19 protein-coding genes are annotated in these 20,494 nt (G+C 65.1%); 14 read left to right on the plus strand and 5 right to left on the minus strand.

What is annotated here, in order from left to right; translation table 11 throughout:
• Positions 1-36 precede the first annotated feature (36 nt).
• From ACW5W4_RS10035 to ACW5W4_RS10045, 3 genes are all read right to left on the minus strand, one after another.
• On the minus strand, positions 37-756 hold the full coding sequence (locus ACW5W4_RS10035) for a glutamine amidotransferase-related protein (RefSeq protein WP_408796853.1): 720 nt from the start codon (positions 754-756) through the stop codon (positions 37-39).
• A gap of 51 nt (positions 757-807) precedes the next feature.
• The gene (locus ACW5W4_RS10040) at positions 808-2,304 is read right to left on the minus strand and encodes a CoA-acylating methylmalonate-semialdehyde dehydrogenase (protein ID WP_456689258.1); all 1,497 of its coding nucleotides are present in this window, start codon (positions 2,302-2,304) and stop codon (positions 808-810) included.
• A gap of 96 nt (positions 2,305-2,400) precedes the next feature.
• Complete coding sequence (locus ACW5W4_RS10045) at positions 2,401-3,732, minus strand: aminotransferase class III-fold pyridoxal phosphate-dependent enzyme (RefSeq protein WP_456689259.1); 1,332 nt, start codon at positions 3,730-3,732, stop codon at positions 2,401-2,403.
• A 174-nt stretch (positions 3,733-3,906) separates the two neighbouring features.
• On the opposite strand from ACW5W4_RS10045, the gene ACW5W4_RS10050 reads away from it, so the two are divergent.
• The 6 genes from ACW5W4_RS10050 (at position 3,907) to ACW5W4_RS10075 (ending at position 8,993) form a co-directional block, all read left to right on the plus strand.
• On the plus strand, positions 3,907-4,449 hold the full coding sequence (locus ACW5W4_RS10050; protein ID WP_041999052.1) for a cupin domain-containing protein: 543 nt from the start codon (positions 3,907-3,909) through the stop codon (positions 4,447-4,449).
• 122 nt (positions 4,450-4,571) lie between these two features.
• Entirely contained in the window at positions 4,572-6,071 is a 1,500-nt protein-coding gene (locus ACW5W4_RS10055; protein ID WP_456689260.1) for an aldehyde dehydrogenase, read from the plus strand.
• Between the two features lie 121 nt (positions 6,072-6,192).
• A complete protein-coding gene (locus ACW5W4_RS10060) occupies positions 6,193-6,357 on the plus strand; it encodes a hypothetical protein (RefSeq protein WP_167335479.1) in 165 nt (54 codons plus the stop codon).
• A gap of 132 nt (positions 6,358-6,489) precedes the next feature.
• The gene (rarD, locus tag ACW5W4_RS10065; protein WP_456689261.1) at positions 6,490-7,392 is read left to right on the plus strand and encodes an EamA family transporter RarD; all 903 of its coding nucleotides are present in this window, start codon (positions 6,490-6,492) and stop codon (positions 7,390-7,392) included.
• Between the two features lie 105 nt (positions 7,393-7,497).
• Positions 7,498-8,313 carry an AraC family transcriptional regulator gene (locus tag ACW5W4_RS10070; protein ID WP_456689262.1) on the plus strand — a complete coding sequence of 272 codons (816 nt, stop codon included), beginning with the start codon at positions 7,498-7,500 and terminating at the stop codon, positions 8,311-8,313.
• Between the two features lie 50 nt (positions 8,314-8,363).
• Positions 8,364-8,993, plus strand: coding sequence for a LysE family translocator (locus ACW5W4_RS10075; RefSeq protein WP_408796860.1), 630 nt, complete (start codon positions 8,364-8,366; stop codon positions 8,991-8,993).
• 147 nt (positions 8,994-9,140) lie between these two features.
• Here ACW5W4_RS10075 and ACW5W4_RS10080 read toward each other — a convergent pair whose 3' ends face one another.
• The gene (locus ACW5W4_RS10080; protein ID WP_456689263.1) at positions 9,141-10,556 is read right to left on the minus strand and encodes an aminotransferase-like domain-containing protein; all 1,416 of its coding nucleotides are present in this window, start codon (positions 10,554-10,556) and stop codon (positions 9,141-9,143) included.
• A gap of 160 nt (positions 10,557-10,716) precedes the next feature.
• Here ACW5W4_RS10080 and ACW5W4_RS10085 point away from each other — a divergent pair, with 160 nt between their 5' ends.
• Genes ACW5W4_RS10085 through ACW5W4_RS10095 form a run of 3 tightly spaced genes read left to right on the plus strand, consistent with a single transcriptional unit; the run spans position 10,717 to position 14,410 of the window.
• Positions 10,717-11,907, plus strand: a complete 1,191-nt coding sequence (locus tag ACW5W4_RS10085; RefSeq protein ID WP_456689264.1) for an ATP-grasp domain-containing protein — start codon at positions 10,717-10,719, stop codon at positions 11,905-11,907.
• A complete protein-coding gene (locus ACW5W4_RS10090) occupies positions 11,904-13,157 on the plus strand; it encodes an ATP-grasp domain-containing protein (protein WP_456689265.1) in 1,254 nt (417 codons plus the stop codon). Before ACW5W4_RS10085 ends, ACW5W4_RS10090 begins: the two co-directional genes overlap by 4 nt.
• An 11-nt stretch (positions 13,158-13,168) precedes the next feature.
• The gene (locus ACW5W4_RS10095; protein WP_456689266.1) at positions 13,169-14,410 is read left to right on the plus strand and encodes an MFS transporter; all 1,242 of its coding nucleotides are present in this window, start codon (positions 13,169-13,171) and stop codon (positions 14,408-14,410) included.
• Here the strand turns inward: ACW5W4_RS10095 and ACW5W4_RS10100 are convergent.
• Positions 14,383-15,042, minus strand: coding sequence for a chromophore lyase CpcT/CpeT (locus ACW5W4_RS10100; protein WP_456689299.1), 660 nt, complete (start codon positions 15,040-15,042; stop codon positions 14,383-14,385). The two genes, ACW5W4_RS10095 and ACW5W4_RS10100, sit on opposite strands and share 28 nt — an antisense overlap.
• A 444-nt stretch (positions 15,043-15,486) precedes the next feature.
• Between ACW5W4_RS10100 and ydfZ the strand changes: the two genes are divergently transcribed.
• The 5 genes from ydfZ (at position 15,487) to ACW5W4_RS10125 (ending at position 20,304) form a co-directional block, all read left to right on the plus strand.
• Positions 15,487-15,684, plus strand: coding sequence for a putative selenium delivery protein YdfZ (ydfZ, locus tag ACW5W4_RS10105; protein ID WP_427262317.1), 198 nt, complete (start codon positions 15,487-15,489; stop codon positions 15,682-15,684).
• 281 nt (positions 15,685-15,965) lie between these two features.
• On the plus strand, positions 15,966-16,493 hold the full coding sequence (locus tag ACW5W4_RS10110; RefSeq protein WP_456689267.1) for a winged helix-turn-helix transcriptional regulator: 528 nt from the start codon (positions 15,966-15,968) through the stop codon (positions 16,491-16,493).
• The gene (gene fabF / locus ACW5W4_RS10115; protein ID WP_456689268.1) at positions 16,490-17,767 is read left to right on the plus strand and encodes a beta-ketoacyl-ACP synthase II; all 1,278 of its coding nucleotides are present in this window, start codon (positions 16,490-16,492) and stop codon (positions 17,765-17,767) included. Before ACW5W4_RS10110 ends, fabF begins: the two co-directional genes overlap by 4 nt.
• 351 nt (positions 17,768-18,118) lie before the next feature.
• Entirely contained in the window at positions 18,119-19,069 is a 951-nt protein-coding gene (locus ACW5W4_RS10120; protein WP_456689269.1) for a transposase, read from the plus strand.
• A 449-nt stretch (positions 19,070-19,518) separates the two neighbouring features.
• Positions 19,519-20,304 carry a substrate binding domain-containing protein gene (locus tag ACW5W4_RS10125; protein ID WP_456689270.1) on the plus strand — a complete coding sequence of 262 codons (786 nt, stop codon included), beginning with the start codon at positions 19,519-19,521 and terminating at the stop codon, positions 20,302-20,304.
• Positions 20,305-20,494: the final 190 nt, after the last annotated feature.

The following is a 20,494-nucleotide window of genomic DNA, read 5'->3' on the forward strand; positions in this document are numbered from 1 at the left end:
CTCCTGCGTTCGTCCTTGTCCCCCGCCGGCGCCCCGCTATGGCCGAGCCGGCAGCATGCCTAAAAATCGCAACAACCAGCCCAGCATGATGTTGGAGTCCACCTCCTGCTCCAGGGAGGCGAGGAAGGCCTGATAGCGTTCCGGCGCCAGACTCTGCTGCCGCTTCTCGATCAGCGCCCTGTCATAGTCCACCGAGAATTCGGGGTGGCCCTGAATGGCGACTATGTGCTCCCCCTGGCCAAACATGAAGTTCGGACAGAAATCATTGCCCGCCAGGCGGCGCCCGCCAGAGGGCAGGCGCATCACCTGATCCTGATGGCTGGCGAGGATGCGGATCCGGTCCAGCCCGGGCTGCATCCAGGGCTCACTCGCCAGCATGGCATTGCTGGCCACCCCCAGTCCCCAGCCCTTGTCGGACTTGCCTACCTCGCCCCCCAGGGCCTGGGCGATCAGCTGATGGCCGAAGCAGACTCCCGCCAGCTTGACCCTGGCCTCATCTGCCCGGCGCACCCACTCCCGCAGCGCCACCACCCAGGGGGCATCACCATAGGCGTCGTGGCGCGAACCGGTGATGAGCCAGCCATCGCACTCGTCCAGATCGGTCGGCAACTCGCCATCCAGGGCCGACCAGACCCGAAACTCCAGGTGGGGCGCCAGGGCCCTGAATCCCTCGATAAACATCCCGGAATAGACCCGGCCAAACTGCTGCTCGAACTCGGGGTCCAACCGATCACAATCGAGAATTCCCAGTCGCATCCTTCACTCCTTTGCGTCACATCAGGGGCCGACCGAAATCGGCCCTGGGCCCTATTTCATGGTCGGCATGGAAAATTCGGCGCCGGCGCGCAGGCTCTGGGGCCAGCGGGCGGTCACCGTCTTCATCTTGGTGTAGAAGCGTACCCCATCCGGCCCGTGCATGTTGAGCGGCCCGAAGAGGGACCGTTTCCAGCCACCGAAGCTGTGAAACGCCATGGGCACAGGGATGGGGACGTTCACCCCTACCATACCGACCTGCACCCGGGTGGTGAAGTCCCGCGCCGTGTCGCCGTCGCTGGTGAAGATGGCGGTGCCGTTGCCGTACTCGTGCTCGTTGATGAGGCGCAGGGCCGTCTCGTAGTCAGGCGCCCGCACGATGGCGAGCACGGGGCCGAAGATCTCCTCCCGGTAGATGCGCATCTCGGGGCCGACCCGATCGAACAGGCTGCCGCCGATGAAGTAGCCCTCGCCGTGGCTCAGGCCCCGGCCATCCACCACCAGCTCGGCCCCCTCGGCCACCCCCTGATCCACGTAGCCGCGCACCCTGGCCAGGTGCTCGCGGCTGATGAGGGGCCCCATCTCGTTTTCCGGACTCTGGCCGAGGCCGGGCCCGACCCGCAAGGTTTCCACCAGGGGGGCCAGCTTGGCCACCAGGGCATCGGCGGTCTCGTCCCCCACCACCAGGGCCACCGAGATCGCCATGCAGCGCTCGCCGGCGGCGCCATAGGCCGCTCCCATCAGGGCGGAGACCGCCTGATCGAGATCCGCATCCGGCATCACCAGCATGTGGTTCTTGGCGCCGCCCAGGGCCTGCACCCGCTTGCCGTGGGCCGAGGCGGTGGCATAGATGTATTCGGCGATGGGGGTGGAGCCGACGAAGGAGACCGCTTGTACCCGCGGGTCGGTCAGCAGCACGTCCACCACCTCCTTGTCGCCGTTGACCAGGTTCAGCACCCCGTCCGGCAGGCCCGCCTGTTTGAGCAGCTCGGCCATGCGCAGGGAGAGGGACGGATCCTTCTCGGAAGGTTTGAGGATGAAGGTGTTGCCGCAGGCCAGGGCCACCGGGAACATCCACAGCGGCACCATGGCCGGGAAGTTGAACGGCGTGATGCCGGCGCACACCCCCACCGGCTGCATCAGGGAGTAACTGTCCACCCCCCGGCCCACGTTGAGGGAGTGCTCCCCCTTGAGCAGATGGGGAATGCCGCAGGCGAACTCCACCACCTCCAGCCCCCGGGTCAGCTCACCCTGGGCGTCTGAAAACACCTTGCCGTGCTCGCGACTGATGAGCCGGGCCAGCTCGTCCCTGTGCTGCTCCATCAGCTCCTTGAAGCGAAACAGCACCCGGGCCCGCACCAGGGGCGGGGTCTGGGACCAGGCGGCGAAGGCGCCCTCGGCGCTGGCAATCGCCTCGGCACACTCGGCGGCGGTGGAGAGGGCTACCGTGCCCTGCTGCTGGCCGGTGGCCGGATCGAAGATGGCCCCGAAACGCTCGCTGCGGCTCTCCCTCGTCTCGCCGTCGATGAAGTTGTCAATTCTGTAACTCATAAATCCTCCGTGATGGGTCATTGCTCCTCCCTCTGCCGCGCCGAGAAGGGGCTGAGGGATGGCGCCCAGGGCGGGCGTCATCCCGGGTGACAAGGGTCAGTCCTGGGCCTGCAGGGCGTCCTGCAGCAGGGTGAAGAGGTCGTCGATCTCGCTGCGTTCGATGATGAGGGGGGGCGACAGGGCGATGATGTCGCCGGTCACCCGGATAAGCGCCCCCTTCTCGAAGCAGCGCACGAACACCTCGTAGGCCCGCTTGCCCGGCGCATCGGGTATGGATTCCAGCTCTATGCCCGCCACCAGGCCGTAGTTGCGCACATCCTTCACATGCTTGCAGCCCCTGAGGGAATGGGCCGCCTCCTCCCAGTAGCCCGCCAGCTCGGCGGCCCGGGTCAGCAGGTTCTCGTTGCGGTAGATCTCCAGGGTCGCCAGACCGGCGGCGGCGGCCACCGGGTGGCCGGAGTAGGTGTAGCCGTGGAACAGCTCGATGGCGCCCTTGCCGGCGGCCATCATGTCGTCATGGATATGGTTCTGTACCAGCACGGCCCCCATGGGGATGGCGCCGTTGGTGAGCCCCTTGGCGCAGGTGATCATGTCGGGGATGACATCGAACTCCTGGGCCGCAAAGGGGGAGCCGAGGCGGCCGAAACCGGTGATCACCTCGTCAAAAATCAGCAGTATGCCGTGCCTGGTGCAGATCTCCCGCAGCCGCTTGAGGTAACCCTTGGGAGGCATGATGACGCCGGTACTGCCGGCGATGGGCTCGACGATGACGGCGGCTATGTTGCTGGCGTCATGGAGGAAGACGATCTTCTCCAGCTCGTCGGCTTGCGTGAGATCTTCCTCGGGCAAGCCCCTGGTGAAGGCATTCTTGGCGATGTTGAGGGTGTGGGGCAGATGATCCACCCCGCCGAGCAGGGAGCCGAACCACTTGCGGTTGCCGGGAATGCCCCCCACCGAGATGCCGCCGAAGCCCACCCCGTGATAGCCGCGCTCGCGGCCGATGAGCCGGGTGCGGGTGCCCTGACCGCGGGCCCGCTGCCAGGCCAGGGCGATCTTGAGGGCCGTGTCCACCGATTCCGAGCCTGAGTTGGTATAGAAGACGTGGCCGAAGCCCTTGGGGGCTATCTCCACCAGTTGGTTGGCCAGCTCGAACGGCAGGGGATGACCCATCTGGAACGTGGGGGCGAAGTCGAGGTGGGCGATCTGCTGGGAGACGGCCTCGGCAATCTCCCGTCGGCCATGGCCCGCGTTGCAACACCAGAGGCCGGCGGTGCCATCCAGTATCTTGCGGCCATCCTCTGCGCGATAATACATGCCCTCGGCAGACTTGAGGATCCGTGGCGCCGCCTTGAACTGCTGGTTGGCGGTGAAGGGCATCCAGAAGGCGGACATGTCCGCCGGCGTATTGATGTCACTGACAACTTTCATGGTCACCTCATCCTTAAGGTGTTTAGCTACTCAGGGTGATCGCCTATTAAATTAAACACCTGTATCCATAAAAAAGGGCGCTATGCTGCCCAGTGATGGTGTCACCCCGACCAGGGTGGTATAAGATATTTAACACAAATTCAATAATAGTAAACACTCGAGGAGAACAGAAGGATGGATATAGGTCAACGCCTCAAGGCGGTCCGCACCAAGGCGGCCCTGTCCCAGCGCGAACTCGCCAAGCGCTCGGGGGTGACCAACGGCTTTATCTCCCAGATAGAAAAAAATCAGGTCAGTCCCTCGGTCGCCTCCCTGCGCAAGGTGCTGGAAGGCATTCCCATGTCCCTGGCCAGCTTCTTCACCGACGAGACGGCCCTCGACTCCGAGGTGGTCTTTCGCGCCGCCGACATGCCGGATCTCGGCAGCCACCCCATCAGCTACCGCCTGGTGGGCCACAGCCGGGCCAATCGCGCCATCGGCATGTTGCAGGAGAGACTGCCCCCCGGCGCCGACACCGGCGATGACATGCTCAGCCACGACGGCGAAGAGTGCGGCATCGTCATCCAGGGCCGGGTCGAGGTGACCATAGGCGAGCAGATCCACCTGCTCGGGGCCGGCGATGGCTACTACTTCGACAGCCGCACCCCGCACCGCTTTCGCAACGTCGACGAGCAGGAGTGCGTGCTGATCTCCGCCAACACACCGGCCACCTTCTGATCCGGGTCGGCGGCTATCCTGGCCACCCGCTGTTTAAGAAGTTGTTACAAGCCGGATTTACAGGCGGCGAAATGTTTAGCATATTGATACGCGGATGACCTTTGCACGTTCAAGGAGCGAACATGAGTGATATGAACCTGGCCCAGTGGCAATACCGACAGGCCCAGCTGACCCTCCCCACCCAGGCGTTCATCGACGGCAGCTACCGGGATGCGGTCACTGGTGCCACCTTCGAGTGCATCAATCCGGCCAATGGCCAGCTGCTGGCCAACGTCGCCGCCTGCGATGCCGCCGATGCCGAGCTGGCGGTCGCCGCCGCCCGCGCCGCCTTCAACGACAGGCGCTGGGCGGGGCAATCCCCCAAGGAGCGCAAGCTGGTGTTGCAGCGCTTCGCCGAGCTGATGCGGCTCCACCGGGTCGAGCTGGCGCTGCTGGAGTCCCTGGACATGGGCAAGCCCATCTCGGATGCTATGGGTTACGATGCCCCCGCCGCCGCCAACTGCATCGCCTGGAACGGCGAGGCCATCGACAAACTCTATGACGAGGTGGCCCCGGTCGAGGAGGGCGCCCTGGCTCTGGTGACCCGGGAGCCGCTCGGTGTGGTGGCCGCCATCGTCCCCTGGAACTTCCCCCTGGTGATGGCGTGCTGGAAGCTGGGCCCGGCGCTCGCCACCGGCAACTCCGTCATCCTCAAGCCGTCGGAAAAATCCCCCCTCACCGCCCTGCGCATCGCCGGCATCGCGAAAGAGGCGGGCATCCCGGACGGCGTGTTCAACGTGCTGCCGGGCTTTGGCCATACCGTGGGCGAGGCGCTCGCCATGCACATGGATGTGGACTGCATCACCTTCACCGGCTCCACCCGGGTCGGCAAGCATCTGGTGCAGTGCTCCGGTAAATCCAACCTGAAACGCGCCTTTATGGAGTGCGGCGGCAAGAGCCCCAACATCATCTTGGCGGATGCGCCGGATCTGGACGCCGCGGCCTCAAGCGCCGCCGCCGCCATCTTCTACAACCAGGGGGAAGTGTGCACCGCCGCCTCCCGGCTGCTGGTGCAAAACAGCATCAAGAGCGACTTCATCGAGCGGCTGCTGGTCCATGCCAGGGAGTGGGTCGCGGCGGATCCCCAGGATCCCGCCACCCGCATCGGCGCCATGGTGGATGGCATCCAGATGGAACAGGTACTGCGCTATATCGAGATAGGCAAGCAGGAGGGGGCCAGGCTGCTGCTGGGGGGCGAGCGCACCCGGGAGGAGAGCGGTGGCTTCTACATAGCCCCCACCATCTTCGATGAGGTGACCCCCCAGATGCGCCTCTTTCGGGAGGAGATCTTCGGCCCCGTGCTCGCCATCACCGGCTTCGATACCCTCGAAGAGGCCATCGCCCTTGGCAACGACACCGACTACGGCCTGGCCGCCGCCATCTGGACCGCAGATCTCAACAAGGCGATCAAGGGCTCCCGCGCCCTGCGCGCCGGTACCGTGTTCGTCAACAACTGGGACGGCGGCGACATGACCATGCCCTTTGGCGGCTTCAAGCAGTCGGGCAACGGCCGCGACAAGTCCCTGCACGCCCTCGAGAAATATACGGAGCTCAAGAGCACCTGGATACAGCTCGAGTCCTGAGCCTGGCGCCGGAATGGACATGGAAGGGGGGCTCGCCCCCCTTTCTCGTTTTTCCCCTTCCCTCATTCGAGTCGATTGATATAATCATCAGCTACACAAACCCTTCAATATCAAGATAAAAATGCTTTTTCTCGTGGGAAGCGTGCTGCTGCTGGTGATAGGGCTGCCACTGCTGTTTTTCCTGCTGGGTCAGGGGGAGGCCTATGTCACCTGGGGCCCCTGGATTTCGGCCATAGTGCTTATGCTGTGGGTCTTGCTGGATATCGGCAAGATCCGCCGGGGGTGAGGCGAAGTGCCGGATCCCCGGCCATAAGTTGCATGTTAATCACTATTTAATCGCTTCTTTCCCGTCGCCGGGATGGCTACACTGCGGGTTTGGCGATGTCAGTCACATCCGCCGTCCAGCGAAGGTCATCCAATGCCACAACAGATCCAGCGCCAGGGCATCCTCTATGCCCTGTGCGCCTATACCCTCTGGGGCATAGCCCCCGTCTACTTCAAGCTGATCGCCGAGGTGCCCGCCGCCGAGATCCTCACCCACCGCATCATCTGGTCCTGTGCCCTGCTGGTGATCCTGGTGCTGCTGGGTCGCCAGTGGTCCAAGGTGCGCGCCGTGCTGCGCCAACCCAGGGTCTTGATGACCCTGGCCCTGACCTCTACCGTGGTGGGCGGCAACTGGCTGCTGTTCATCTGGGCCATCAACAATGGCCACATGCTGGATGCGAGCCTGGGCTACTACATCAATCCCCTGTTCAACGTGCTGCTCGGCATGGTGTTTCTCGGGGAGAAGCTGCGCCGCCTGCAGTGGTGGGCCGTGGGCCTCGCCTTCATCGGCGTGGCGGTGCAACTGATAGCGTTCGGCTCCCTGCCCTGGATCGCCCTGGTGCTGGCCAGCTCCTTCGCCTTCTATGGCCTCATCCGCAAGAAGCTGGCCCTGGATGCCCTCACCGGTCTGCTGCTGGAGACCCTGATCCTGCTGCCCCCGGCCGCCATCTATCTGTGGGGCATCGCCGACAGTCCCACCAGTCACCTGACCGACAACAGCCTCTACCTCAACCTGATGCTGATTGCCGCCGGCGCCGTCACCACGGCCCCCCTGCTCTGCTTCACCGCCGCCGCGACCCGGCTCAAGTTCTCCACCCTGGGGTTCTTCCAGTACATAGGGCCCAGCCTGATGTTCATCCTGGCGGTCACCCTGTATGGCGAGGCGCTGCGCACCGACAAGCTCATCACCTTCGCCTGCATCTGGAGCGCCCTGGTGCTGTTCAGCCTGGACGGCCTGCGCAGCAGCCGGCGCCCGCCCCAGCCGGCGGCCCGATAAACCGGCAGACACACCCGGCATTGGCCGGGTGTGTGCCGTCTGGCCTCGCCCCGGGATTGCAATAATCTACAAGCGTCCCGCCTTCATCTGGGGTATTGATAGGGGATGAAACCCATAGCCCCCATTCACTACTGGCACTCCCCCCACCTGCCGGGGCTGGAGCTGTCCCACTCCCATCACAGGGAGTTCAGCTATGGCCGTCACGTCCATCTGGACTATCACGTCGGCCTGGTGCAGCGCGGCGGCCAGAAGTTCATCCACAAGGGCAACAGCCACGCCCTGGTGCGCGGCGAGCTCTCCACCGTCAATCCCGACGAGATGCACGACGGCCTGAGCCTGCTGCCGGAGGGGTACGAGGTGCGGGTCTTCTCCATCGATCCCGCCACCCTGGCAAACTGGCTGCCCGGTGGCGAACACTTCTTCGACCGCGCCCTGCAGCGGCGCCCGGATCTCTACGCCGGTTTCGCCCGCCTGCACATGTACCTGGAAGATCCCCTGGCCGACGGCCTGCTGGCCCAGAGCACCCTGCTGACCCTGCTCGGGGATCTGCTGCACCTGACGCCCGGCGAACACAGGCTGTCGGATCCCCAGCTCAGATTCCTGCGCGAGCACCTGCTGGACAGACTGGATCAACCCCACAACCTGGAGGATCTCGCCGCCCTGTTCGGGCTGGATCGCTTCGCCTTCCTGCGTCAGTTCAAGAAGAAGAGCGGCATGACCCCCTACGCCTGGCTCAAGCGGCTGCGGCTCGAGCGCAGCAAGGCCCTGCTCGCCCGGGGCATGGCGGTGAGCGAGGTGGCGCTGGCGGTGGGTTTCTTCGATCAGAGCCATTTCCACCACGGCTTTCGCCAGGCCTTCGGCATCACGCCGGCGCAATTCCGTCAGCAGATGCAATCTTTTACAAGCCGCAGCCTCCCCTGAGCTGGCAAGCTCTCCTCCTCATCGCCGGCACCATAAAGGAAAGCGCCCCCATGCAGAGCCTGTTCATCACCCTGGGACTCCTCCACCTCATCGCCCTGGCAAGCCCTGGGCCCGATTTTGCCTTGATCCTGCGCACCAGCCTGCACAGGCCCACCGCCCTGGGGGCCGCCATCGGCATCGCCCTCGCCATCCTGCTGCACGCCACCTTCAGCCTGACCGGCATCAGCCTGCTGATCGCCAGCCACCCCTGGTTGTTCACCCTGGTGCGGCTGGTCGGCGCCCTCTATCTGGGTTGGCTCGGCTGGGGTGCCCTCAGGGCCGCCTGGCAGGGTGGCGAGGCCGACCGTCTGCAGGCGGGGGGCGAACGGGGCGGACTGGCCCTCGGCATTCGGCGCGGGCTCGCCACCAATCTGCTCAATCCCAAGGCGCTGCTGTTCTTCGTCGGCCTGCTGGCGGCCATGGTCACCCCCCAGGTGGGCGGCCTGACCCGGGGCCTGCTGATCCTGGAGCTGTTCCTGCTCTCCCTCGCCTGGTTCGGCCTGCTCGCCTGGTGCCTCTCCACCCCGCGGGCCCAGCGTCTGCTCGGCCGGGTGCAGCGTCCCCTCAACCTGGTGACCGGCCTGCTGTTTGGCGCCGTCAGTCTCTCCATCCTGGGCGGCATGGCCGAGCAGCTCATTTAAAGCGGGCAACGGCGCGGCCCTCCCTCAGGGGCCAGGCCCCGACCTGCTGTTTGGGCGTCCGGTCGCAGCCTCTCCCTCCCGGGCGGCATGGCCGAGCAGCTCATTTAAGGAGGGCAACGGCGCGGCCGATATTCCCCCTCAAGAGGGCTAAGCCGGCCCTGACCCCGCCTCTTGCAGCAGCCGACCCAGCCGCGCCATCAGCTCGGGGTGATCGGTGTGGGCCAGGTTGAGCCGCATATGGCGTTGCCCCTCCTCGCTCCGGGTGAAGAGGGAGCCCGGCGCCAGGGCGATGCCTTCGGCCAGGGCCGACTGGGCCAGGGTCTCGCTGTTGACCCCGTCCGGCAGCCGCACCCAGCGAAACAGGCCCCCCTGGCCATCGAACTCCAGCCCACAGCCCAGCCCCGCCAGCCAGTCGTCGACGCGCCCCCCCGCATCGCACAGCCGCTGGCGGATCCGCCGCAGCTGCCGGTCGTAGTGGCCATCTCGCAGCAGCCCGGTCAGCATCCGCTCCCCTATCTCCATGGTCACTCCGCCGCACACCTGTTTCAGGCCGGCGAGGCTGGCGGCCAGGGCCGGGCTGGCCGCGACGAAGCCCAGCCTGAGGTTGGCGCTGAGCAGCTTGGAAAATCCCGACACATAGGTCACCCGATCCCAGCCCCCCAGGCTGGCCAGCCGGGGCACCCCCTCCCCGAGCAGATCCCCATAGAGGTCATCCTCGATCAGATGGCAATCCCAGCGGGACAGCAATGCCAGCAGGCTGAACGCCTGGGCGGGCGAGAGCGACTGGCCGGTGGGATTGTGCAGCAGGCCTGAGGTGAGATAGAGCCGCGGCTTCTCCTCCCTGAGCCAGCGCTCCAGCAGGGGCAGATCGGGGCCATTCGGGGTGCGGGGCAGGGAGAGCACCCGGGCGCCATGCAGACTCAGGACGCCGTGGAAATTGAAGTAGCAGGGGTCATCCACCAGCACGGTATCCCCGGGGCGCAACAGCAGGCGCAGCAGCAGATCCAGCGCCTGCATGGTATTGGCCGTGGTCACCAACTGGCCCGGGGTCAGCGCCATGCCGAGCACCGCCAGCCGGTCCCTCAGGGTCTCGCGCAGGGGGCGATAGCCGGCGGCATCCCCATACTCGGCCAGCCTGAGGTTGGGCTGCCGACTCACCTGGCGCAGGGCCTGGCGCAGGTTGTCACCATCGAGCCAATCGGCGGGCAAGAAGCCGCAGCCGGGACGGCTCGCCCCCTGCTCGCCGATCAGGGCGCGCCGGGAGACGCTCAGAAAATCCTGGGGCAGCAGTTGCCCCAGGCTGTCGCCATCCGGCACCGGGCCACGGCGGGAGACGAAATAGCCCCGCCCCTGGCTGGCATGGACCAGCTGCTGGCCCTTGAGTCGGTCCAGGGCATCCACCACGGTGAACTTGCTCACCCCGAACTGGCGCGTCAGGGCATGGATGGAGGGGAGCCGCGTCCCCATGGGCAGCACGCCCTCCCGGATCAACTGGCCGAGGTGGTCCGTGATTTGAACCACCTTGGGCTCCCCTGGCCTGAATGCCAACGCTGGGATCATCATGGCTGCCTCCTTGCGCAACTTTACCGGCCACTTTACCGGCAAAGTAATGCCAAATGAATACCGTCCTTCCCTGCCCCCCCATGGAGGGCGAGATTAGAGTTGCCCGATTCTCCGACTTCGCCGCCAGCACGGCGCACCACTTCCAGGTGGAGTATCACCCATGAACATCGTCATCCTGCACCGGCTGCCCTATGGCAAGATCCGCTACGACCAGGTGATAGACCACGGCGTGCACCGGGTCGATTACCTCTGCCTGCCCGGCGGCGCGGCAGACCTTCCCCCCGGGAGTCACCATCATGAGGTCGCCAGCTTCGAGGCCGAGGCGCTGGCCCGCCAGTGCGCGTCCCTGCTGCAACGGGCCGATCGGCTGATCGCCCGCTCCGAGTACGAGCTGCTGGCGGCCGCCCAACTGCGCGAGCGTTTCGCCATCCCCGGGGATAGCCCGGCGGCCATACTGCCCCTGCGCGACAAGTGGGCCATGCGCCTGCACTGTCGCGACGCCGGTATCCCCCAACCCGACTTCTGGTCTCTGGCGGCCTTTGCCCACCTGCCGGACAGTCCCGGCTGCTTCGTGCTCAAACCCAGGCTGGAAGCCTCCAGCACAGGGATAGTGATGGGAGACAGGCGCAGGCTGCTCGACGCCATCGGCCAGCTGACTCGCCCGGACGACTACTTCGTCGAGGCCTTCATCCCCGGCAGCATCTGTCATCTGGACGGCTTCCTGCGCGATGGCGAGGTCGTGCAATCCATCACCAGCCGCTATGTGGGCAACTGCCTCGACTACGCCGGGGGCGCCCCCCTGGGCTCGGTCCAGATCGCCCCCCAGCCGCAGATGGAAGTGCTGCTGCGCCAGACCCTGGCCGCCCTGGGCCAGGCCCAGGGCTGCTTTCACTTCGAGCTGATCCAGGATGAGGCGGGCCGGGTCCATTTCCTCGAGACCGCCTGCCGGGTCGGCGGGGCCGGGGTCGCCGATACCTTCGCCCTGAGGACGGGGCTCAACCTCTATCACATCGACCTGCAATACCAGCTCCACGGGGAGATCACCCAGCAGGCCGTCCCCCTGACCGACACCCACTACGGCTGGTTCGTCTACCCGGCCCACCACAGGGGCGAGGCCCAGCGCATCCACTTCGACCACGACCGCTGGGGCACCCTGCTGCACAGCTGGCATCAGGCGACGCCTGTGGCGGCGCGCCCCGGCAGCATCAGCTACGCCACCGGCGCCACTCCCCTGTCCGGCATAGTGCAGGGCCGGGCAGAGACCCTGCCTCTCGCCCTCGGCGCCCTGCTGGAGCAGACCCGAGTGGAATACATTTCGACCCCGCCCGCGCGGATGGAGGCATCAGCATGACCCCCTGCTTCGTCATCGTCGGTTACAACAATGTGCGCATCTATGATGTTGCCAAGCTCCGCCAGCTGGCCCACAACCGGTTCGACTGCCAGCTGGTGCTGGTGGTGGAGCGGGCCAGCCTGCAAGACTGGCAGGCCGCCGACCTGGTGATCCAGGCGGAGCTCGGCCAGAGCCCCGCCCTGGCGCGGGTGTGCAAGGTCCTGGCCGAGGCGGCCATGACACCGCTCGGCATACTCCCCTTCTCCGATCGGGGGGTACCGCTCGGTGCCCTGCTGGCCCAGCACTACCGGCTGCCCGGCGCCCGGCCAGAGGCGGCCCTGGCGGGCCTGGACAAGGGGCGCTTTCGGGCCATGGAGGCCGAGGTGCCCGCCCCGGATCACTATCTGCCCCTGACGGCCCGGGCCATCGACAGCCTCGAATCCCTGATCGCCACCCGGGAGGCATTGGGCGGCAGCGGCTTCATCAAGCCGGTGGCCGAGGGCAACAGCCGGGGCTGCATGGCGGTTCATCAGCACACCGACTGCGCCGCCGTCTGGGCCGAGCTCGCCCCCTATCACGCCAGCGGCATCATGATGGAGCCCCTCATCGAGGGGGCGCGGGAATTTAGCTGGGACTATGTGGCCGGTTGCCGCTGGCTGACCGAGAAGCACACCACCCAGGGGGAGTACCGCGCCGAGTACCAGCAGATAGTGCCGGCCAGGCTCACCCCGGAGCAGACCCGCTGGCTCAATCAGGCCGGGGGCTTCATGCGTCGGCTGCTGGCCGAGGAGTGGGGGGCCTATCACAACGAGCTCTTCCTGCGCGAACAGGGAGCCAGCGCGGTGGAGAGCAACATGCGACCGGCGGGGATGCACATCTGGGATCTCGCCGCCCTCAGCTTCGAGGCGTTCGACCCCTGGCAGCGCTGGCTGCACTGGGCCCGCACGGGGCAGACCCACAGCGCCCTGCCCCGCCAGCTGGGCTATAGCGGGATCCGCATGTTGCGCCCGCGCCAGAGCGGCACCCTGAGCCGCCAGGCCGATATCCCGCGCCTCGCCCAGGCCCTGGGCATCACCCTGCATCAGGGGAGCTACAGCAAGGCCGTGGGGGAGCGGGTCAGCGCCAGGGTGACCGACAATGGCGGCTTCATGGGCCAGATAGTGTTGCACCATGCCGACTACCCGACCCTGCTGGCCTGGCTCGACACCCTGGCCGACGCCATCGAGGCCGACACCCAGATCGCCTGCGACCAGCCGGTCGTTCACTGTTGAGGGGGCAGGCCATGCAGGGAATGCGCTTCTCCGTCTTTCTGGGCTCCCGCATGCTGTCCGGGCTCGGCGATCAGATCCTCCAGTTTGCCGTGCCCCTGCTGGTCTATCGCAGCACGGGGAGTGTCGCCCTCTCCGGGCTGGCCTTCTTCATCGAATGGCTGCCCCGCCTCATCTCCCTGCCCCTGGCCGGGGTGTTTGCCGATCGGGTCGGTGGACGGCGCGTCTACATACTGGCCGATGGTCTGAGGGCGGCGGCCTGCGTCGTCACCGCCCTCATCATGACCCTGTGGCCCGGCAGCGGCATGGCCCCCATCATGGTGATGATGGCGCTGTGCGCCTTCTGCTATGCCCAGGCCTTCATCGCCCTCGAGACCACCCTGCCCCATCTGGTGCCCCCCGCCGACATGGCCAAGGCCCAGAGCTGGTTGCAGGTCACCAACAACGGGGCCAGCGTGCTCGGCCCCGCCTTGGCCGCCGCCCTGCTCATCTGGCTGCCGGCCACCCAGCTGCTGTGGGGATGCGCCCTGGGCTTCACCCTGAGCGCCACCGGCGTGCTGGGGCTGACCCGGGGCGCCGCCCCCGCCGCCCACAGCCAGAGTCAACGCCGGGCCCTGCTGCCCGAGCTGAGGGTCGGGCTCGGCGCCCTGCTGGCCCAGCCCATACTGCTGCGCCTGGTGGGGCTCGCCATGCTGGTCAACCTGATCGTCGGCCTGGCGCTCGCCACCGCCGCCCCCATGACGCTGGGGCTGTTTGGCCAGAGCGATCAGACCCTGGCCAGCGTCCAGCTCACCATGGGGTGCATCTCCATCGGCGCCTTCCTGCTGATGCCCTGGCTGCTGCGCCGGGTCGCCGTCTACTGGATTGGACAGCTCGCCTTCCTGCTGATCCTGGCCGGGGGCCTCATCATGGCCATGGCCCCGAGCTTCGGCTGGTATCTGCTGGGATGCGGCCTCAGCTACGGTCTGTGCGGCCTGTTCAATGTCTTCATTCGCACCGAGCGGCTGCACTGGATAGCGGAACAACAGCGGGGCAGGGTGATCAGCCTGATGGTGCTGCTCAATCAGCTCAGCCTGCCCCTGGCCGGGCTCATCATCGCCCTGCTGGGAGACAGGGTAGCGGTGCAGGAGATCTTCCTGATGGCAAGCCTGGTGTGCGCCCTGGGCTACCTGCTGCTCTATCGCGCCCTGGCGGGCGCCGCCCGGACCCGGGCCCTGCCCGAGCCGACTCAGCCGGTGGCGGGCAGCCGCAGGTAGAGATAGCCCTCCCCCGGGCTGCCCCAGCGTGGCTGGCCCGCCTCGTCGTAGGCCCTGTCCAGCAGCCGGATCCTGTCCTTGCCTATCCAGACGTACTGCACCAGGGTGGCGGCGCCGCCAAACTCGGTCGGGCAAAGGCCTATGTCGCTGCGGCCCCGATAGTCGCCGGAAGGCTGACGATGCAACCAGATGTCGCAGCCGCCGCGCAGGGAGAGCTGGGAAGGGGTGAGGCCTGCGAGCAGGTCGGGATCCCGCCAGGCACCGGCAAAGTCGCTGGCCCTGGGCATGGTCAGCTCGCTCATCAGAACCCGCCCTCCTGGGCCCGCGCTGAAACGGTAGATGCGCTGGCGAAAGGGTCGCTCGGGGCGCCCGGCCAGGTTCTGCTCGGCATAGACCCAGCGCACCCCGGCCCCGCCGGGCCAGATCTCTGTCAGCCTCAGGGTGGCATTGGCGAAGCGCGGGTCATAGCCGGCCTGCTCGGCATTGCTGAACTCGCCGCGAAACCAGGAGAGCAGCGGCTCCATGCTGCTCTGGCTCGCCGACGCGGCCGGGAGCGCCACAAAGGGGGTGGGGGCCGCCCATGCCAGAGCGGAGCAGAGCAGCGCGAGCAGGGCCGCCATCGCCGTGACCATCGAATCCATCCGAATCATTTTCATGGCGGCGATTATATGAGCTATCGCTCACAAAAACAGCAAGCCAGATCAAACCCTTAAGGATCCAGGGCCGGGCCGCTTCCCCTCTCGGTCACCTCTCTGGCCGCTAGGCCGCCAGGGCCCGACTTGTCGCCCGGCAGGGCGGCGCGCCAGATGTCGTTCTGGTGGGCGTCCCGCCTTTTCTCTGCTTTTCTCTGCTCCCACCCCCCCCCTCTCCCCTACCTTTTCATTTTGGGACACCCACCTTCTTGATAGCGACAGCCAACCTCGCTGCGACACGCACAAAAAGATGGGTGTCCCAGATTGCCCCTCCAGATTGCCCTTTTTTTGATCTGTGACACGCATCCCACTTTTTTGGAGGCGTAGTCTGGGTCCGCTGTCCTCGGCACAGGGTCGGGACACACATCAGAAAAGGAGAATGCCATGAAGATCTATGATAGAAACCGCAATGTGCTGACCCTTGGCCAGCGCGTCATGATTGCCGCCACCGGCGCCGTCGACACCCTGAAGGAGGCTCGCACCGACAACATGACTCCCTATGAGGCGGAGCATGAGAAGTGCGTGCTGCTGGCCAACACGCAAGAGCGTTATGCGCCCATCGAGTTGATTAGACTAGGCTGATACCCAGTTCCAACTGTCACCCTACTCTTTACAATTCACCCGGCCGTCGCACCCTCGGCATGGCGGCCGGGTTTCTGGCTCCCCCTGTTTCTCCGAGATGTGCTCGCGCCATATTTCCGTCATCTGACGGTAATGCCTTGTCCAAAAAGATGGGTGTCCCAGATATCCCCTCTCCAAGGTGTCGCATAGCATCGCCCACCACCGGACGGCACGAGTCACTTGCATAATGGAAGTAGGGGTCGTATGGTTACTTCCATTATGCAAGTAACCTGATAGCCCATATGCGCAAGAAGAGTCTGAGTGAACAGCAGTGCCCCATTGCCCGCAGCCTGGATCACGTCGGCGAATGGTGGAGTCTGCTGATTATCCGCGATGCCATGCATGGCCTGTCGCGCTTCGATGAATTTCAAAAGAGCCTTGGCATATCCCCCAACATACTGACCCGACGCCTGACCGCTCTGGTCGAGGGGGGGTTGATGGAGAAGCGGCTCTACTCCGATCGCCCCCCTCGTTATCAATATGCGCTCACCCCCCGCGGCCAGGATCTCAGCACAGTGCTGATCGCGCTGCTCACCTGGGGCAATAACCACCTGGCCCCCGAGGGAGCCAGCATCCAGCTGATGGATGCCCAGACGGGCGAGCTGGTCGAGCCCATGCTGGTGGACAGGCGCACCGGTCAGGAGATTTCACCCTCGCGCCACACTCTGGTGCCAGGACCGGCCGCCAGCGACGGCATGAAGCAGCGTCTGCGCCATGCCAATGGCGTCATGAGCGGCGATAACCCTTCGAAACAGGAATCAGAATCATGAGCTCAACTCGCATCGTGGTGACAGGAATGGGAGCGGTGACCCCGCTTGGATATGGGGTGGAAACCGTGTGGCAGCGGCTGCTGGCGGGCCAGTCCGGCTTGCGCCGCCTGCCGGAGGCCTTCACCGAAGGGCTGGCCGCCAAGGTGGGCGCCATGGTTCCGACCTTGGCCGAGGATCCCGTGGCCGGGTTTGACCCCGATGCCGTGGTGTCGACCAAGGAGCAGAAGAAGATGGACCGCTTCATCCTGTTTGCCATTGCCGCAGCCAAGGAGGCCCTGTTGCAAGCCAACTGGGCCCCCGAGACGGCGGCGGAGCAGGAGCGCACCGCCACCATCATCGCCTCGGGCATCGGCGGCTTCCCCGCCATCGTCGAGGCCGTGCGCACCACGGATGAGCGGGGGCCGCGCCGCTTGTCTCCCTTCACCATCCCCTCCTTCCTGGTCAACATGGCGGCGGGCCATGTCTCCATCAACTTCGGCTTCAAAGGGCCGCTCGGGGCACCGGTCACGGCCTGCGCCGCCGGGGTGCAGGCCATTGGCGACGCCGCCCGCCTCATTCGTTGCGGTGAGGCCGACATCGCCATCTGTGGCGGGGCCGAGGCCACCATAGACCGCGTCAGCCTGGGCGGGTTTGCCGCCGCCCGCGCCCTGTCATCCGCCTATGCCGATGATCCCGAAGCGGCCTCCCGTCCGTTCGATGTCGACCGCGACGGGTTTGTGATGGGCGAAGGGGCCGGGATCCTGGTGATTGAATCCCTGGAACACGCCCTGGCCCGGGGCGCCACCCCCATAGTGGAACTGGTGGGATATGGCACCAGCGCCGATGCCTATCACCTCACCGCCGGCCCGGAGGATGGAGACGGCGCTCGCCGCGCCATGATGGCTGCCCTGGCTCAGGCCGGCATTCAGGGGGCGGATGTCCAGCACCTCAATGCCCATGCCACCTCGACTCCAGTGGGTGACAGGGGGGAGCTGGCCGCCATCAAACGCGTCTTTGGCGATGACAACCAGATTGCGGTGACCTCCACCAAGTCTGCCACCGGCCATCTGCTGGGGGCCGCCGGGGGGATAGAGGCGATCTTCACTGCGCTTGCCATTCGCGATCAGCGAGTGCCCGCCACCCGCAACCTGCTGCAACCCGACCCCCTCGCCGAGGGCGTGGATATAGTGCGGGGCGCGGCCCGTGACATGCGGATCGAGCACGCCATCTCCAATGGGTTTGGCTTTGGCGGCGTGAATGCCAGCGTGCTGTTCAAACGCTGGCAGGGGGCCTGATCTCGCCGGCACTTTTCATCTTGGGACACCCACCTTTTTGATATCGACAGCCAACCTCGCTGCGACACGCACAAAAAGATGGATGTCCCAGATTTCCTCCGATGTCCCAGATTTCCTCCATCTGCTGGGAACCGCCGGGGGATAGAGGCCATCTTCACCACCCTGGCCATTCGCGATCAGAGAGTGCCTGCAACCCGCAACCTGCAGCAAGCCGACCCCCTCGCCGACGGCGTGGACATAGTGCGGGGCGCGGCCCGTGACATGGGGATCGAACAGCGTCTTGGGACACCCACCTTTTTGACAGCGCTTTAGCTCTGTTCTTGACTGAAAGGGGAATCGCAGGAGGGTGCCATGACCATCGCCCGTTCACGTCAAATCAGTTTGCAGGATACGCCTTACTACCATGTGGTCAGTCGCTGTGTGCGGCGGGCTTTCTTGTGTGGTGAAGATGCCCACTCCGGCCAGAGCTACGAGCATCGTCGTCAGTGGGTGGTCGGCAAGCTGGGCCAGCTGTCGCGGCTGTTTGCCATCAGCGTCTGCGCCTACGCGGTGATGAGCAACCATTACCATCTGGTGCTCAAAGTCGAACCAGACACTGCCGCCAGCTGGAGCGAACGGGAGGTGGCAGAGCGCTGGGCTGCACTGTTCCAATGGCCGCTGCTGGTACGGCGCTGGTATCAAGGGGAATCTCTGATTGAGCCTGAACTGGCAGTCGTGCAACAGCTGATAACCCAATGGCGTGAACGGCTGCATTCCATCAGCTGGCTTGTTCGATTGCTCAATGAAACCCTGGCCCGCCAGGCAAATCGGGAGGATGGTTGCAAGGGGCATTTCTGGGAAGGGCGCTTCAAGAGTCAGGCCTTGCTCACCGAGTCTGCCCTGTTGGCCTGCATGGTCTACGTGGACCTCAATCCAATACGGGCCGCGATTGCCGACAAGCCCGAACAGAGCGACTACACCAGCATCAAGCAGCGACTGGATGAAACACCAGCAAGCGACGCCTTGCCTCCGCTATTGCTACCATTTGCCAGCCAGGGAAAACCGGATGGCCTGCCCCATGCCTTCGCTGACTACCTGATGCTGGTCGACTGGACGGGTCGCGCCATCAGAGCCGACAAGAGGGGCCATATACCGGCTCACCTTGCGCCTATCCTGCAACGGCTGGGCCTTGATGCCGCACAATGGTTGAGACAAGTGACACTGTTTCGGCGACAAGGCATCAGAGCCGTGGGTGACAGGGAGCATTGCCGGCAGTTTGCGCAGCACTGTGGTCAGCAACGATGTCACCAGCCTCCTCCTTGAATCCCTCCTCCTCTTCAAATCAAACCCCGGCATGTCATCCGATGCCGGGCATGACTGTGTTTGAATAAGAGTTTTAGCGCCAGCGCAGCCCTGGCCCACCCAGATCCAGGAACATTCTCGCTCTCAGTCCGCCACAACATCGACAGCCAGCTCGGCTGCGCCTCACTCAAAAAGGTGGGTGTCCCAGATTTCTTCTCGCTCTCACACCCGCCACAACATCGACAACCAGCCCGGATACGCCTCTGCTAGAAAGGTGGGTGTCCTAGATTTCGTCCCTCCTCCTCTTCAAATCAAACCCCGGCATGTCATCCGATGCCGGGCATGACTGTGTCTGAATAAGAGTTTTAGCGCCAGCGCAGCCCTGGCCCACCCAGATCCAGGAACATTTTCGCTCTCAGTCCGCCACAACATCGACAACCAGCTCGGCTGCGCCTCACTCAAAAAGGTGGGTGTCCCAGATTTTCTCCAGATTTTCCTTCGCCCTCATCAACCGCACCACCAGGCGGCTGAGCGTCACCGAATCCGGCATGGCCTACTACGGCCAGATATGCGCCGTGCTGGACAGCCTGGAGGCCGCCGACCAGTCCATCATGGCCGCCTCCTTCACCCCCAGGGGCAGGCTGAGGATCGGCATGCCCATGTCCTACGGGTTGATCCGCATCAACCCCCTCGTCTGCGAGTTCCAGCGCCGCTACCCGGAAATCAGCATCGAGGTGATCCTGAGCGACGCCTACATGGACCTGGTGGATCAGGGGCTGGATCTGGTGATCCGGGGGGCAGGCACCCTGGATGATTCCACACTGCGCGCCAAACCCCTGTGCGAGGTACGGCGAGTGCTCTGCGCCGCCCCTGACTACCTCAAGGAGGCGGGCCAGCCCACCCACCCGGAGGATCTCAAGAGCCACAACTGCCTGCTCTACAGCCTATCCTCCTCCCCCAACAAGTGGTTCTTCACCCGGGACGCGGAGAGCGTGGCGGTGGAATTGAAGCCCGCCAGCTTCTGCGCCAACAACGGCATAGCCCTGAAACAGGCTGCCGTGCAGGGGCTTGGGGTGATACTGGTGCCCAAAGAGTTCGTGTCGAGCGAACTGGCGGACGGCACCCTGGTCAAACTGCTCCCCGACTGGCAACCCGACCCCCACGCCCTGTTCGCCGTCTACCCCTTCCACAAGGAGCAGTCCCGAAACGTGCGGCTCTTTATCGAATTTATCGTCAAGGCGTTTCAGTTGCGGTGAGCCCGACAGGCGGGAGCCTGGTTTTTTTTCCTGTCGGAACCCGCCTGCATGTAGGTTCGATTAGCGAAGCGTAATCGGACGATCGCGTAATCGGACGATCGCGTCATCGGACGTTCGCGTCATCGGGCAATCTCGTCGTCGGTCTATCCCATCATCGGACAATGGCGTCATGCACGATCGCTTAATCGGG

Source organism: Aeromonas crassostreae (genome assembly GCF_054052445.1).